Origin of the sequence: Methylomonas sp. (genome assembly GCF_023228165.1) — a bacterium.
Taxonomy (GTDB): domain Bacteria; phylum Pseudomonadota; class Gammaproteobacteria; order Methylococcales; family Methylomonadaceae; genus Methylomonas.
In genome coordinates this window covers 1-12227 of record NZ_JALOBS010000027.1, presented here as the reverse complement: position 1 = coordinate 12227, position 12227 = coordinate 1, and the positions used below count along the sequence as shown (strand labels likewise).

Here is a 12227-nt window from a genome sequence, read left to right as displayed (position 1 = left end):
TTAATACCCAGTCGGGGTAAAAGGAGGGTCTGATGACCGTTACCAATAGTCAGTCCGGTACGAATGTACATGAGGTTGCTGACGGAATTTATCGCATTAACACGCCGGTCTCAATCGAAGGTGCGGGCGGATTTTCGTTCAATCAATACCTCATCGCGGGCGACGAGCCATTGCTGTTTCACACCGGTCCGCGAAAGCTGTTTCCGCTGGTGCGGGAAGCGGTGGGAAGCGTTTTGCCCGTCGAAAGCCTTCGTTACATTGGATTTTCCCATGTTGAGGCCGATGAGTGCGGCTCGCTCAATGAATGGCTTGTCGTTGCTCCGCAGTCCGTACCATTGTGCGGTACGGTTGCAGCCATGGTATCGATTAGTGACCTCGCTGATCGGGCACCCCGCGCGCTTGCCGACGGAGAGTTGCTTGTTCTAGGCAAGCACTGCGTGCGTTGGCTGGACGCGCCGCATCTGCCGCACGCGTGGGAATGCGGTTTTCTGATGGAGGAACGAACCGCTACGTTACTATGCGGCGACTTGTTCACGCAGGGCGGCGCCGATCTCCCGCCCGTCACGGAGTCGGACATTCTTGGGCCGAGCGAGGCATTCCGTCAGGCGATGGATTACTTCTCATACACGAAGCACGCAGGAGTGATGCTTGAGAGGCTGGCCGCGACAAATCCGAAAACACTAGCGTGCATGCACGGCAGCGCATGGCGTGGTGATGGGGCAAAACTACTTCGAGCGCTGGCCGAAGCGCTTTCTGCATGATTTGCTCCCCACCAGCTTAGGATGCGCAGCGCGTTGTTCAGCAAACCCTACGACGCTGTTTGATGAATGGACAGACCTAAATCGCAGTCCGGATCAGTTCACGTAATAAAGCCGTCGCATAACTGCCGGCGGGCAAGCTGAAATCGACTTGTAAACTATCGTCTGTCCATTGCCAGTTCAAGTTTTCAGGTAGGACGCGTAAGGCGCGACGGTCCAGTTCCAGACCGGCTTTCAATAAGCCCGCCGCCAATGCCGGTTGGTCGGCAACGATGGCATTTTCCAGAAAAGCCACTTTGGCGCCGGCGGGGTTAAGACCTTTGCCCCACAGTGCGGCAGTGGCATGAATATCGCCGCTAGCCATGCGCTGTTGCAGGATTTGGTCCGGCGTTTCAGCTACAAACTGGCTATTACTGCCCTGCAATTTACACACATCGCCGGGTAACACGCGTAGCCAGGTTTGCTGCTGAACTCGCTCGGCCAGCATCAGATTAAACAGATACGAACGTGCTGCGGATAGGTAAATCGAACGTTGCTCGGGTTTGACTCTGACGCCGCCGAACATCGCCAAGGCTTTGTCGATATTGCGGCCTTGATGGCCGAAACGCTGCTCGCCGAAATAATTCGGAAAGCCTTGGTTTTTGATCTGTTGCAACTGCCTGTCTGAAAGCTCACGGTCGCCTTGCCAGTTGCGGATGCGCAAACTAAAGCGATTGCCGGCCAGCACCCCGCGTTTGAGTTTGCGTGGATGGCGAAGACTTTGCAGTATTTTCAGATTGTCGGTTTCCAGCGCCGACCAGTCGGGATCGAGCTTGCCGGGCAACCAGACGCTAAACCATTGCCGGGTGCGGCCGTGACGGTCTTTCAGGCCGGCGTAACCGATATCGCGTTGCCTGACCCCGGCATGCCGCGCCAGCAGGCGGGCAATGTATTCGGTGTTTTCGCCGATTTTTTCGATATGCAAAAACACATGTTCGCCGTTGCCTTCCGCTTCGAAAGACAATATTTCCTCGACCACGAAATCTTCGGGTTCGGTTTTGATGTTACCTGTGCCGGACGGACCGCTGTAGGCGTAGGGCCATTCGGGTAAACTAAAGTCTGTCATTGGGTATGCAAAATAACGTAGGTCATGTTGCCGCGATAGTGGTTACGTGATATTCCTAAAGTTGTGGCTACGAAATTGCCAGGGAACGCTATCGCACACCCTGGCCTACCAGCTATTTTTCGATTAATACGGCCGCCTGCACGGCGATGCCTTCCTTGCGGCCCTCGAAGCCCAGTTTTTCGGTGGTGGTGGCCTTGACATTGATGAAGTCGATGTCCACGTTCAGGTCGGCGGCGATGTTGGCGCGCATGGCGTCTATATGCGGCAGCATTTTCGGGGCTTGAGCAATGATGGTGACGTCGGCATTGATCAAGTTGTAGCCTTTTTCCTGCACGATTTTATACACGTGGCGCAGCAATACCCGGCTATCCGCGCCTTTGAAATTGGGGTCGGTATCCGGAAAATGTTTGCCTATGTCGCCCAGAGCAGCGGCACCGAGGATAGCGTCAGCCAGAGCGTGCAATACCACGTCGCCATCGGAATGGGCTTCCAGGCCTTTTTCGTAAGGAATTTTCACCCCGCCCAGAATAATATGGTCGCCGTCGTTGAATCGGTGTACGTCGTAACCTTGTCCTATGCGTATCATGCTTGTTGCTCCATATAAAATTGCGCCAGGGCCAGATCTTCCGGGCGGGTGATTTTAATGTTGTCCGGGCGGCCTTCGACGATTTTCGGTTGCATGCCCAGCATTTCCAGTGCGCTGGCCTCGTCGGTGATGGCCGGGTTGCCTTCGGTTTGCTGCAAGGCGTCGCGCAGCATGCCGTATTTGAACATTTGCGGGGTCAGGGCGCGCCAGACATGTTTGCGGTCTATGGTGGCGGTGATGCTGGCGCCATCAACGTGCTTCAAAGTGTCGTGCGAGGACAGGGCCAAAATGCCGCCTACTGCGTCGTCCTTTAACGTATTGATTTGCAGATGAATGTCTTCGGCTGTTAAACAGGGGCGGGCGGCATCGTGTACCAACACCCAGTCGTGTTCGGTTGCTTTGCCTTCCAGGGCTTTCAACGCAGACAGCACCGAATCGGCGCGTTCCTTGCCGCCGGGAGCGGTCATCACGTTGGGATGTTTGGATATGTCCAGCTCCGGCCAGTAGGGGTCTTCAACAGAAATCGCCACGGCCACGGCTTGAAAGGCGCCGGATTGCAATAATCGGGTCAGGGTGTGTTCGATGACGGTTTTGCCGGCCAGCGGCAGATATTGTTTGGGACGGTCGGCTTGCATGCGTTTGCCAACGCCGGCCGCGGGCACCACGGCCCAACATTTGAAAGATTGGTTCATGCTATTCAAGCACTTGAAAGAAAGTTTCGTTTTCCTTGACCATGCCCAGTTCGTAGCGGGCGCGTTCTTCTATGGTTTCCAAACCGCGGCGCAAATCCAGTACCTCGGCATACAGCGCATCGTTGCGATCTTTCTTTTCCTGCGATTCCTTGTTCAACTCATCCAGTTGTTGCCGGTAGGCGTTGATTTGCGAAACGCTGGCATCGCCCAGCCACAACCGGTACTGGAAGTGGATAATCAGTGCGATGATGAGGATGAAAATGGATTTAATGGCGGCTTCTCAAAATAGGTAGGTTGGGTTACGACTGCATGGATGCAGGAGGTAGAGCAACGCATGGAGCAGTTGCCGAGCTCGGTAGCCGTAACCTAACACGTTGGCCAAAAATGCTGGGTTACGCTACGGCTTTATGCTCGTAGGGTAAACCCAACCTACATTTTAGATCAAGACAGCATTTTGAACGCGCTACGACCGGCGTATTTGGCTTTATCGCCCAACTCGTCTTCGATTTTCATCAGACGGTTGTATTTAGCTACACGGTCGGAACGGCTCAAAGAACCGGTTTTGATTTGGCCGGTGCCGGTAGCGACAACCAGGTCGGCAATAGTGGTGTCTTCAGTTTCGCCGGAACGATGAGAAACCACCGCGCTGTAACCCGCAGCAGCAGCCATATCGATAGCCGCCAAAGTTTCGGTCAAGGTGCCGATTTGGTTAACTTTGATCAGGATAGAGTTGGCGATACCTTTGTCGATACCTTCTTTCAAAATCGCCGGGTTGGTAACGAACAAATCGTCGCCGACCAACTGGATTTTGCCGCCCAGTTTTTCAGTTTGCAGTTTCCAGCCGTCCCAGTCGTTTTCGTCCAGGCCGTCTTCGATAGAGATGATAGGGTATTTGTCCACCCAAGCAGCCAGGAAGTCGATCATTTCAGCTGAGTCGAAGCTACGGCCTTCGGCAGCCAATACGTATTTGCCGTCTTTGAAATACTCGGAAGCTGCTGCGTCCATACCCAGATAAATATCTTCACCCGCTTTGTAACCGGCTTTTTCGATGGCTTCCAGAATCACTTCGATGGCTTCTTCGTTAGAAGACAGGTTTGGCGCGAAACCGCCTTCGTCGCCAACAGTAGTCGCCAGGCCGCGAGATTTCAATACTTTGGCCAGATTATGGAACACTTCCGCGCCGTAACGGATGGCTTCGCGGAAGCTGGGAGCGCCGACAGGCAGAATCATGAATTCTTGCAAGTCAACGCTGTTGTCCGCATGTGAGCCACCGTTGATGATGTTCATCATCGGTACCGGCATGATGAATTCGCCGGATTTGTTGAGGAATTTGTACAGCGGTACGCCGGCTTCTTGAGCGGCAGCGCGGGCGGCGGCCATGGATACGCCCAGGATAGCATTGGCGCCCAAACGGCTTTTGCTAGGGGTGCCGTCCAGATCTATCATTTTTTGGTCCAGAGCGGCTTGGTTGTCGGCGTCCATACCGATCACGGCGTCGCGGATTTCGGTGTTGACGAAGTTAACCGCGTTCAATACGCCTTTGCCCAAATAGCGGGATTTATCGCCGTCGCGCAATTCAATCGCTTCGCGTTCGCCGGTGGAGGCGCCGGACGGTACCATGGCGCTGCCGACGATGCCGGAGGACAAATATACTTCCGCTTCAACGGTTGGGTTGCCGCGTGAATCCAATACTTCTCTTGCTTTTACATCTACTATTCTTGCCATTAGCTTGCCTTTGGTTTGATTTTCAATTGTTTATAAAGTGGTTTCAATCAGGCTGCTGGATTTAACAGCCCGGTCTATGCTTACTAACATTTCCAGCAATTCTTTCATGCGATGCAAGGGCCAGGAATTGGGGCCGTCGCTGAGCGCTTCATCCGGTTTCGGGTGCGATTCCATGAATAAGCCGGCTATGCCGACCGCGATCGCGGCACGGGCCAGTACCGGCACATGCTCGCGTTGGCCTCCGGAGCAATTGCCTTGTCCGCCCGGTAACTGCACGGAGTGGGTGGCATCGAATACCACCGGGCAACCGGTATCGCGCATCACTGCCAAGGAACGCATGTCGGACACCAGATTATTATAGCCAAACGAGACGCCCCGCTCGCAAACCATGATTTGCTGATTGCCGGTGGCTTTGGCCTTGGCGACTACGTTGCCCATATCCCACGGCGCCATGAACTGGCCCTTTTTGATATTGACCGGAATGCCATGGGAGGCCACGCTTTGGATGAAATTGGTTTGTCGGCATAAAAACGCCGGGGTTTGCATCACGTCCACCACGCTGGCAACTTCGGCCAACGGGGTATCTTCGTGCACGTCGGTCAATACCGGCACGCCGATTTGTTGTTTGACCTTTTCCAGTATTTGTAAACCGGTTTCCAGGCCTAAGCCGCGAAAGCTGCTCATCGACGAGCGGTTGGCTTTGTCGAACGAGGATTTATAGATAAAAGGAATGTTCAGCTGGTCGGCAATTTCCTTTAAGGTGCCGGCGGTATCCAGCGACATTTGTTCGCTTTCGATCACACAGGTGCCGGCGATCAGGAAAAACGGCTGATCCAGCCCGGCTTCAAAATTGCATAATTTCATGAGTGCCCTTGTTTATGACCCGAGAGGGTGTTTTTTGTGTTTGGCTGCTGCTTCGACGAAACCGGAGAACAGTGCGTGGCCGTTACGGGGTGTCGAAGTGAATTCGGGGTGAAATTGGCAAGCCAGAAACCAGGGGTGATCCGGCAATTCCACAATTTCCACCAGACGGCCATCCAGCGACTTGCCGGAAAAGCGCATGCCAGCCTCTTGCAGCTGTTTCAAATATTGATTGTTGAATTCGTAACGATGGCGGTGGCGTTCGGTGATGACATCTTTTTGATATAACTGGAACGCCAGCGAATCAGATTTCAAACGGCATTTTTGCGCGCCCAAACGCATGGTACCGCCCAGATCGGAATCTTTGTCACGGGTCACCATTTCGCCGGCTTCGTCCATCCACTCGGTAATCAAACCGATCACCGGGTGCGGGCTTTTTGGCAGGAACTCGGTACTGTGCGCGCCTTCCAGACCTACCACGTTACGGGCGAATTCGATCACGGCAGACTGCATACCCAGACAAATACCCAGGTAAGGGATTTTGTTTTCGCGGGCAAAACGCACGGTGGAGATTTTGCCTTCCACGCCGCGTTCGCCAAAGCCGCCCGGTACCAGGATCGCATCGACATCTTTTAATTGCGAAGTGCCTTCGGCTTCAATGGTTTCGGAATCGATGTAGCTGATCTGCACTTTATGCCGGGTATGGATGCCGGCATGAATCAGGGCTTCATTCAGTGATTTATAAGCATCGGTGTGATCGACGTATTTGCCGACGATGGCGATATTCACTTCATCGGTTGGGTGGGTCAGACCGTCGACCACTTTTTCCCAGGAAGTCAGATCCGCCGGCGGTACGTCCAGACGTAATTGGTTGACGACGATGTCGTCCAGGCCCTGTTCGCGTAGCAGTAACGGAATGCGGTAAATGGTGTCGGCATCAATGGCTGAAATCACGGCTTTTTCCGCAACATTGGTAAACAAGGCAATTTTTTTGCGTTCGCTGGCCGGAATCGGTTGTTCGGAGCGGCAAATCAAAATGTCCGGCTGAATACCGATGGTGCGTAATTCCTTGACCGAATGCTGGGTAGGTTTGGTTTTTAATTCGCCGGCGGATTTGATGTACGGCACCAAGGTCAAATGGATAAACAAAGCCCGGTCGTGACCCAGTTCGACACCCATTTGGCGGATGGATTCCAGAAAAGGCAGCGATTCGATGTCGCCGACGGTGCCGCCGATTTCGATCAGCGCTACGTCCTTGCCTTCGGCGCTGGCAAAAACCCGTCGCTTGATTTCGTCGGTAATGTGCGGAATAACCTGCACGGTAGCGCCGAGATAATCGCCTTTGCGCTCGTTGCGCAAGACTTGTTCGTAGACTTGGCCGGTGGTGAAGTTGTTTTTCTTGGCCATGGTGGTTTTTAAAAACCGCTCGTAATGGCCTAAATCCAAGTCGGTTTCGGCGCCGTCTTCGGTGACGAATACTTCGCCATGCTGAAACGGGCTCATGGTGCCGGGGTCGACGTTGATGTAAGGGTCAAGCTTGGTAATGGTGACTTTGAGGCCGCGATCTTCAAGAATTGCGGCCAAAGAAGAAGCAGCGATGCCTTTTCCTAAAGATGACACCACGCCGCCGGTGATAAATATGAATTTTGTCATGAATGTTATGCGCCCTGTTTAGCGAATAGCAAGGGGTCGGAAAAGACGCTGATTTTAGCAGTTTTGCGGTTGGTATGCCTTTTTAATTGCTGTTTAACCGGGCGCGCTTATTTAAACGCCAGGAAACCGCGCGGAAAATTTTTAGTGTGATTCCGAGGCAAATGCAAAACGGTTTTTGCCTTGTTGTTTAGCCAAATACATCGCTTCGTCGGCGAATTTAATCAGCAATGCTGCTTCCGAATGATCGCTGGGATAGATGGCTATGCCGATGCTGATGCCGATCTTGATCGTTTGTTGATTGACCTGAAATGATTGGTGAATGCTGTTGATGATGTTTTTAGCCGTTTGCGTGGCTGCCTGTTGATTTTGTAAACCGGTCAATATGAACACGAATTCGTCGCCACCATAGCGGGCGACTGTGTCGACGTCGCGGCAGCATTGTTGGAAACATCTGCCGACTTGTTTTAATAACTGGTCACCTGCCGCATGGCCCAGTTTGTCGTTGACGGGTTTGAAGCCGTCCAGATCGGCAAACATTACCACCAGAAATTTGGATTCGCGCTTGCTGCGTAACAATTCCTGCTGCAAGCGCTCCATCATTAAAATGCGGTTTGGCAGGCCGGTTAGGGTGTCGTAAAAAGCCATTTGGATGAGTGCTTTTTCTTTATGATCCTGTTCGCTGACATCGACAATGGTGCACAAGCCGATTTTCTGATTCATTTCGAACAGGGTTTGGGTATTGATTTTGGCGACAAACTGACTGTTGTCGCGTTTGATGCCCAAGGTCCGTTCCCGGTCGGAGATTATCAGTTGGTCTAACGGTTTGCCGGTTAACGCAGAAGGACCGTAGCCGAACAATTGTTCCGCTGTTTTGTTGGCTGAACGAATCATGCGGTTACTGTCGTAAAGAATAACGCCGGTTGCTATCGAATCTATAATATTTTGCAGCGCGTGCAGATTATTTTGAGATTGCCCGACCTGTTCCAGCAGTCGCTTGCAGACTAAACTGAAGTTCAGCAGCGCCAATATTAAAAGACTGGTCTGTAATGTTCTGAGGAAAAAAACTTCCTCGGTGGCATTTTGTTCCAGCGCCGTGGTGAGGTCATTCATCAGTCCCATTAACTTGAGATTATAGGTCTGTACCGCTTGCAGGGCCTGCTTGGTGTTTTGCTTTGAGGCTAAGGCGTCGAATGACAGTGCGGGTAATATAGCTTGTCGTACAATTTTCCATAATTGTTCGGCTGAGGCGATTATCGGTGTGGTGTTTTGGGCTTGGGTAGGCGGTAGAAAAATTGGTTCGCCGTCGCCGCCCAGGGTCATGCCGCCTTTGATAAGGCCGGTGAGGGTTTTGTCGAACAAATCGACGGTATTGGAAAATTCCTCGAAGGCGTTTTTTTTGTCGATGTCGTTATCGGCAATTTGCAACATCATCAGGGATTTGGCCATGCGTTGAGTCAGCATACGCTGCCGCCCGGACAAATTAATCGCTACGGCGTTTTTTTCCAGTTGGTCCGAAATCCAGAAATTAAGTATCAGGGCAATACTATCGAAGACTATAAAAAAAATCACTGGAATGAGGATGGTAGGCAGTCTGATGACGTTTTTGTCACTCATAAATCTTGTTTGACGCCCGCTTTTAGATTCGGCCAATGGCTAAAGGCGAAAATCCAAATCATGATGATATTCACTACCGGCACCAGCAAAATCAACGTCCAGCGCCCATCGAAACCGGCTTTTTGCAAAATCCGGTAGCCTAGCCACAAGCAAAACAGAATATATGCCGGCAATAAAATAAAAAACAGGGTCATGGTTAATCCTCCCGCTTGCTGTTAGGCCAGCTTTGGAAACACAGCTGCATAAATACAGCCAGCAAGCCTGCAATGGGTACGAATACCAGTACGGCCCATATCGGATTAAGGCCGGCTTTTTTGTAGATCAAGATTGTTGGTATCACAATCATCATGCCGATGATCGCGGAATGAATTAATTCCATCTTGCATCCCTCAATATTGCCTGATTGCAATCATCACACGCTTTGAGTTGCTTGCCAAGCGATCTGGTAGCAGCCGTCGTCCATTTGCGCGAAAGCCCATTCGGCTATCCATATACCGGCTACTGCGGCCAGTTGATTGTCCAGGTAAATCAGGGGGCGGGCCTGTCTTTCCCAAGGCGGGACGCCGGCTTCCTGAAACAATTTTTTTAAGTCGTGCCGGCCGGCTCGGTTAGGTAGTTTGAGTTTTTCACCAATACTGCGAGGCCTCAAGGTAATTTGACTGCTATGCCAAAGCGCCTGACTGATCCCCGAGTCGGCGGTCGTTAAAGATAAGGTGCTATCGTTAGCTAATTGCATGCTGGATTGATGGGCCGGCCAGTCCTGCGCGCTGGGTAGCGGAGTAAAGGATTTCTCGGTCAGGCAATACAAGGTTTGCCGGTATCTTTTCAGGACATGGCCCTGCGTGAATAGCTGTGAGTATGTGTCGGGGCCGGAGTGGAGAAATTGTTGTTTGACGGTTTGCAGCAAAGCCTGGCTAGGTGGTTTTAAGCCCAGCAGTCTGAACCATTGCCGTAACAGAGCGTTAATTTCCGCGTCCTCTAATGCTTGGAGTTTGGCTATACTCAGGCGGTTGCTTTCATGATTGATCAGCCGGCTGAGCTGCGATGAACTCCAGCCGTTTAAAAGGGCCGAGGCTTCACCGCAATGTTGAGCGCCGCGCGCCACGGTTTTATCCAAAGACGGCCAACGTTGTTTTAATAGCGGCACCACTTCGTTGCGCAGAAAATTGCGGTCAAAATCGCTGCATTGATTACTGGGGTCTTCTATCCAAGGCAAGTCGTGGAAGTGTGCGTAATCACGGATGGCCGATTTGGCGGTGTGTAACAGCGGTCTTATCAAGTTGCCCCGGCCAAACGGGGTGGCTAGCGGCATGGCGGCCAAGCCTTGGATACCGGCACCGCGAAATAATTGCAGCAGTACGGTTTCCATTTGATCCTCTCTATGCTGGGCAAATAACATCAAATCTTCCGGCTGGATTAATTTCCTTAATGCCTGGTAACGGGCGTTCCTGGCCGCGGCTTCCGGGCTTTCACCGCGAGCGGCTTTAGCATTGACGGGGAGACACAGAAAACCCACGCCTAATGTCCGAGCTTGATGACAGCAATGTGCCGCCCAGTCATCCGCCTGGGCTTGCAAGTCGTGATGAACGTAAACGGCGGTAATGCGGGATTGTAATTCGGCTTGACCGGCGCAGAGATGCAGCAAGACATGCGAATCGATGCCACCGCTGTAACCTATGAAAATGTTTCCATTGGTTACTGGAATGAAGGGAGAGACAGATTGATAGCTGAGTATAGGCATGGTGGGCCAATAAAAAAGGCCGGAACAGGTCAAGCCGTTTTCGAAAATGACCCATATTATAGGGCTGGAATTATCAGAGCCGTTGCCCTATTTAAACAAGACTGTTTATTCTGATCTGGCTATACATTCATACGAGCACGCTTTTAAAGGTACTGTCCTGAAAAAGGATGATGCCAAAATGATGCTAATAGCCAAAAAAAGGGCCATGTTTGGCCCTTTCTAGTTGATTACAATAGCGCAACTCTCGTTGTAATCTTGCAAAAACTCCTTGTTAATGCCTCTTTAGGTTAGCAAGCGACTTCGGTATTTAACCGGTTTTTGCGCAGCAAGGTGAATAAACCAAAAGCTGAACCAATCAACCATCCGGCGCCCGGTACGGGTACGGTCGTAATGGCACTAGCGTGAAGCGGCGTGCTCGTGGCAATTAATGCGCCGCTACCAAACCCAAGTGCGCTAGCAAGACCGGTTGCCGAGAGATATACGCTTTCTGCTGAACCAAACAATGTGCCAAAGCCGCTTATTTGATTAGTGGAAAAGCCAAGCGTATCCGAATCAAAAGCAAAATGATCTAATTTTGCTGTCAATAAGTCACCGCTAATAAAGACTCCAGGCAGATTCGCAAAAGGATATGGAATTTCTCCGGAAATCGATAACGCCCCAGTGTTGGGAATGTATGAGCCATCTCCCGAAAATAGTGCGGTTAACACAAAATATGCAGGATGGGATGTGCTGGAAACAACGCTTTCAGAGCCCAAGTTAAAGGTTAAAGGAGCTCCGGAGTTGGTTGCGGCAAATAAATAATTGTCGCCGCCAAGGTCAAATAAATTAACCTGCGCATCGTTTTCGAAGTTAGGGTTTCCGGATTCGGGGATGCCCGGTAAGCTCATTATTGCCGAATGACTTAGCGGTGAATATGCCATCAGCATAACCACGGCACAGGCCATAAAATTTTTGAATCTAATCATAAATACCACCTTAATTTGATTGTAATAGACGTTCCCCCCGCCGCTATGAGTATATGTTAAGTGGTCAGCCTTGCTAGGCGAAAGACGGCTTTTAATGTGATCTTAATAATCGGCTAAAGTGAGGGGGCTTTTTATTAGAATTAGATTAAAAAAGGCTTTGCAGATTAAGGAGATTATGTTGAGCGTTAGTGTTTTTCTGGTGCGGAGTTAGTCGCTGGTTTGGCGGCTCAAACGCCACTAAACCAGTAGTCACTCAGCAATTAATAGGCCCGGCCTGGGAAAATAATCGCCTCGTTTCGTGATGAGTCGCACAGATTTTGGAATTAGAAGTAAACACGGCAATTAACTTTAGGTAAGTGGCGGTTACAAAGAATCAAGCTAACAGGTTTTTCGTTAATCTAACGTATTAAATCGTCGTCCCTGAAAAAGCCGATATTTTCCGAACACCAGCATTCAGGCTGACAATAAAAACGGCGCGCTCAATGGCCGCGTCAAAATCCGACATAGCGGTCTCCAAAAATGAGGCA

At 51.3% G+C, this 12227-nt stretch carries 13 protein-coding genes; 1 reads left to right on the top strand and 12 read right to left on the bottom strand.

Annotated elements, in window-relative coordinates; all coding sequences use genetic code 11:
- Positions 1–32: 32 nt before the first annotated feature.
- Entirely contained in the window at positions 33–761 is a 729-nt protein-coding gene (locus M0R33_RS18005) for a hypothetical protein (protein WP_292572477.1), read from the top strand.
- Positions 762–837: 76 nt separating this feature from the next.
- On the opposite strand, the gene truD is transcribed toward M0R33_RS18005, so the two are convergent.
- The 12 genes from truD to M0R33_RS17945 form a co-directional block, all read right to left on the bottom strand.
- Positions 838–1863, bottom strand: a complete 1026-nt coding sequence (gene truD, locus M0R33_RS18000; RefSeq protein ID WP_292572474.1) for a tRNA pseudouridine(13) synthase TruD — start codon at positions 1861–1863, stop codon at positions 838–840.
- Positions 1864–1975: 112 nt separating this feature from the next.
- On the bottom strand, positions 1976–2449 hold the full coding sequence (gene ispF / locus M0R33_RS17995; protein ID WP_292572471.1) for a 2-C-methyl-D-erythritol 2,4-cyclodiphosphate synthase: 474 nt from the start codon (positions 2447–2449) through the stop codon (positions 1976–1978).
- Entirely contained in the window at positions 2446–3141 is a 696-nt protein-coding gene (ispD, locus tag M0R33_RS17990; protein WP_292572468.1) for a 2-C-methyl-D-erythritol 4-phosphate cytidylyltransferase, read from the bottom strand. The genes ispF and ispD overlap by 4 nt, the downstream gene beginning before the upstream one ends.
- Before the next feature lies 1 nt (position 3142).
- On the bottom strand, positions 3143–3376 hold the full coding sequence (locus tag M0R33_RS17985; RefSeq protein WP_366044223.1) for a septum formation initiator family protein: 234 nt from the start codon (positions 3374–3376) through the stop codon (positions 3143–3145).
- 206 nt (positions 3377–3582) lie between these two features.
- Positions 3583–4866: a phosphopyruvate hydratase gene (gene eno / locus M0R33_RS17980; protein WP_292572466.1), complete on the bottom strand. Its 1284-nt coding sequence runs from the start codon at positions 4864–4866 to the stop codon at positions 3583–3585.
- Positions 4867–4896: 30 nt separating this feature from the next.
- Positions 4897–5730, bottom strand: coding sequence for a 3-deoxy-8-phosphooctulonate synthase (gene kdsA / locus M0R33_RS17975; protein WP_292572463.1), 834 nt, complete (start codon positions 5728–5730; stop codon positions 4897–4899).
- Between the two features lie 12 nt (positions 5731–5742).
- Complete coding sequence (locus M0R33_RS17970; RefSeq protein WP_292572460.1) at positions 5743–7380, bottom strand: CTP synthase; 1638 nt, start codon at positions 7378–7380, stop codon at positions 5743–5745.
- Between the two features lie 141 nt (positions 7381–7521).
- Positions 7522–8994: a diguanylate cyclase gene (locus M0R33_RS17965; protein ID WP_292572458.1), complete on the bottom strand. Its 1473-nt coding sequence runs from the start codon at positions 8992–8994 to the stop codon at positions 7522–7524.
- Positions 8991–9188 (bottom strand): hypothetical protein, encoded by a 198-nt coding sequence (locus tag M0R33_RS17960; RefSeq protein WP_292572455.1) that lies wholly within the window; start codon positions 9186–9188, stop codon positions 8991–8993. Before M0R33_RS17960 ends, M0R33_RS17965 begins: the two co-directional genes overlap by 4 nt.
- Before the next feature lie 2 nt (positions 9189–9190).
- Positions 9191–9373, bottom strand: a complete 183-nt coding sequence (locus M0R33_RS17955) for a hypothetical protein (protein WP_292572452.1) — start codon at positions 9371–9373, stop codon at positions 9191–9193.
- A 33-nt stretch (positions 9374–9406) separates the two neighbouring features.
- Positions 9407–10735 (bottom strand): tRNA lysidine(34) synthetase TilS, encoded by a 1329-nt coding sequence (gene tilS / locus M0R33_RS17950; RefSeq protein ID WP_292572448.1) that lies wholly within the window; start codon positions 10733–10735, stop codon positions 9407–9409.
- Positions 10736–11022: 287 nt separating this feature from the next.
- The gene (locus M0R33_RS17945) at positions 11023–11700 is read right to left on the bottom strand and encodes a hypothetical protein (RefSeq protein WP_292572444.1); all 678 of its coding nucleotides are present in this window, start codon (positions 11698–11700) and stop codon (positions 11023–11025) included.
- Positions 11701–12227: the final 527 nt, after the last annotated feature.